The 2,761-nt window shown below is 68.0% G+C and carries 3 protein-coding genes; all 3 read right to left on the bottom strand.

Features of this window, described 5'->3' with window-relative positions:
* A partial coding sequence (locus tag VF468_09345) for an IS110 family transposase (GenBank protein ID HEX5878511.1) occupies positions 1-1,068 on the bottom strand: 1,068 nt, incomplete at its 3' end.
* Between the two features lie 200 nt (positions 1,069-1,268).
* Positions 1,269-2,324, bottom strand: a complete 1,056-nt coding sequence (locus VF468_09340; protein HEX5878510.1) for an IS30 family transposase — start codon at positions 2,322-2,324, stop codon at positions 1,269-1,271.
* A gap of 217 nt (positions 2,325-2,541) precedes the next feature.
* The coding region (locus VF468_09335) for an alpha/beta hydrolase (protein HEX5878509.1) at positions 2,542-2,761 on the bottom strand (220 nt) is incomplete at its 5' end.

The raw sequence follows: 2,761 nt of genomic DNA, 5'->3' as shown, positions 1-2,761 counted from the left end.
CACGCTGGATTGCAGAGTCGTCCCCAGGTGTCCTCCCGGACCCGTCGCGCGCCGTTCGTCGTTGATCATGGTTCGCCGGATGTGGTCGGCGATGCGTCTCTTCAGGCATCGGGCTGCTTCGCGTGGGGTCTTTCCTTGTTCCAGCTTGGTCTTGTAGTAGTGGTGGCCGCGGCTGCTGGGCATCCGGATCTGAGTGATGGCGATGGTGTGCAGGGCGGAGTTGAGCTGGCGGTCCCCGTGACGGGAGAGCCGGTGGCGGCTCTTGTCGGCGCTGGCGATCTCGACGGGGGCGGCGCCGGCGTAGTTGGCAAAGGCTGACGAGGTCGGGAAGCGGCTGGCCCGTCCGGTCCTGCTGATCAGCCGGCCCGCCGTGATCGGACCGACCCCGACCGTGTGGGTCAACGTGCTGCCGGCGGCGTCGACGAGCTCGGCGATAGCCCGAGCGTTCTGCTTCAGCTGGGTGTCCAGGGATCGGATGTCGGCCACCAGGTCCTTGGCGACAGACTTGCGAGCCTGCTCGACCGCTCCTTGAGGCCGGACCGTGCGCAGCAGCGCGGAGGCGGCCGCAGCGGACAGGTCCCGAGGTGCCCCGCCGGCGATGAGCGCCCGAAACAGCGCGTGAAGTTGGTTCACCGCCCGGACCCGAGACTGGCTCAGGTTGACCCGCCGCTCATCGAGCACCGCCAGGGCATCGGCATGACCTTCGGCCTGCAACGGTCGGCCATCGCCTTGCAGCGCGGCAACGCAGGCGGCGGCGCTGGCGTCGATCCGGTCGTTCTTGCGGCCGCCGCCACGGGACAGCTGCCGCACCCGGGCCGTCGCGGCCGTGGACACGTCGACGACCTGCTCGCCGCGGGCCAGCAGCCACGACGTCAGATGCCGGCCGAGTCCCTCAGCGTTCTCCACGGCCCACCTTCGTTGTGGCCACTGGTTGGCCCAGGTCAGCATTCGGCGGTACTCCCGCAGGCTGGCGTCGATCCGGATCGACGCCACCTCCTGGTTGGTGTGGGGTTCCACCGCGGTGGCGGTATGGGTGGTCTTGTGCGGATCAATACCGATCAGCATCACGGCGACGGTCCCTTCTGTCGATGGGTAGAGGGATCCGCGGCTGACAACCCGACTTTGAGATACCTTCGCCAGTGCCTCATGGTCACGCCTCTGTTGAGTCAAGCCGCGAACAGACACCGGGCGGGCGACACACCCAAAGCGAGCCAGCCGAAAGGCGGCAGGAAGTATTCGAGTCAGCCCGCCCGATGTCCTACGAGACGCTACGGGCAGTTGACCCGATCACGGCACTCGCTGCACCCCATACAAGTCGGGAAGTATTCCCGTAGCAGGCCGTTGGTGTTCTCGTTGCTGCCTCGCTGCCAGGGTGCGTGGGGATCGGCGAAGTAGATTTGGATCCCGGTCTGGGCGAGGAACCGCTTGTGCTGGGCCAGCTCCGCGCCCCGGTCCCAGGTGATGCTGCGGGTGGTCCACGGCCCGTGCTCGACGTCGGCAATCAGCGCGGCGGTGACCGTCTCGGCGGACCGGTCGAGCGGCAGGTGGATCAGCCGGAGGTAGCCGCAGCTGCGTTCGACCAGGGTCGCGATCACCGCCGGGGCGCCGAGTGGCCCGACGATCAGATCGCCTTCGTAGTGCCCGGGTACCAGCCGGCCCTCGATCTCGGCCGGCCGGTCATGGATGGAGACCGGGTCGATGATCGCCCCGCCCCGGTGCCGGCGGGTGTTCCGCGGCCGCCGCCGGTCCCGGCCGGTGCGCAGATGCGCCCGCAGCTCACGTTTCAGCTCCCCCCGTGGATGCACATAGATGGCCTGGTAGATGCTTTCGTGGCTGATCCGCATGGACTCATCGTCGCCGAACTCCAGCCGCAGCCGACCCGAGATCTGCTCCGGCGACAAACGCTCCTTCAGTTGCTGCTGCACCCGTGCCCGCAGCCGCGGGCAGCGCTGCAGCCGGGTCGATCGCGGCCGCCGCCGGCGCCGCAACGCCAGCTGGTCGGCCTGCTCCGGCTGATAGCCCCCCTGCCCGTCGGCGTTGCGGCTCAGCTCCCGCGACACCGTCGACGCCGACCGACCCAGCCGGTCCGCGATCGAGCAGATCGACCAGCCCGCGTCCCGCAACCGGGCAATCTCATAGCGTTCTTCCCGACTCAGATAGCGGCCGCTCTCGGCCGCGGATCGTTCCATCACCCCGACACTGTCCGCCCGCCACTGCTTCACCGTCGTCGCCGACACGCCGACCGCCGCCGCCGCCGACCCACACGACACGCCCTGCGCCACCAACGCCAACGCCTCACACCGAACCACCATCGAATACGTCACCACACACCTCCATCACAGGTGTTGCGACGACCACTTGAATCTGGCGTACGTGTGAAACCGTCACCTACCGCGGCAAATTTGATGCGGTAGGCGGCAACCTCGCGCGGTAAGTCCCCTCAACCGTACGAGACGGGCTCCCGCATTCGCGCCCTGAGCCTGTCGAAGGGCAACATCAAAGGTCCTTCGAACGAGCTCAGGACGCAGCCGCAATCGCGCCTCAGTGCGCCGCGTCGCTCCTGCGGTGGGCGATGCTGGCGTGCTTCTCGGCCCAGTCGAGTGCGTAGTCGGCGACGGTCTCCCAGCCAGGCGCCGCGGGCAGCAGATGAGGCCCGTCGAACTCCTTGACTTCGGTGATGACGTTGTCGTTGTAGTGCTTGGCGTTGGAGCGTTGGATCGACGGCGGCATCAGGTGGTCGGCGCTGCCGGAGATGAACAGC

This window comes from Actinomycetota bacterium (assembly GCA_036280995.1).
In the GTDB taxonomy this organism is placed as follows: domain Bacteria; phylum Actinomycetota; class CALGFH01; order CALGFH01; family CALGFH01; genus CALGFH01.
This window is presented reverse-complemented; position numbering and strand designations above follow the sequence as displayed.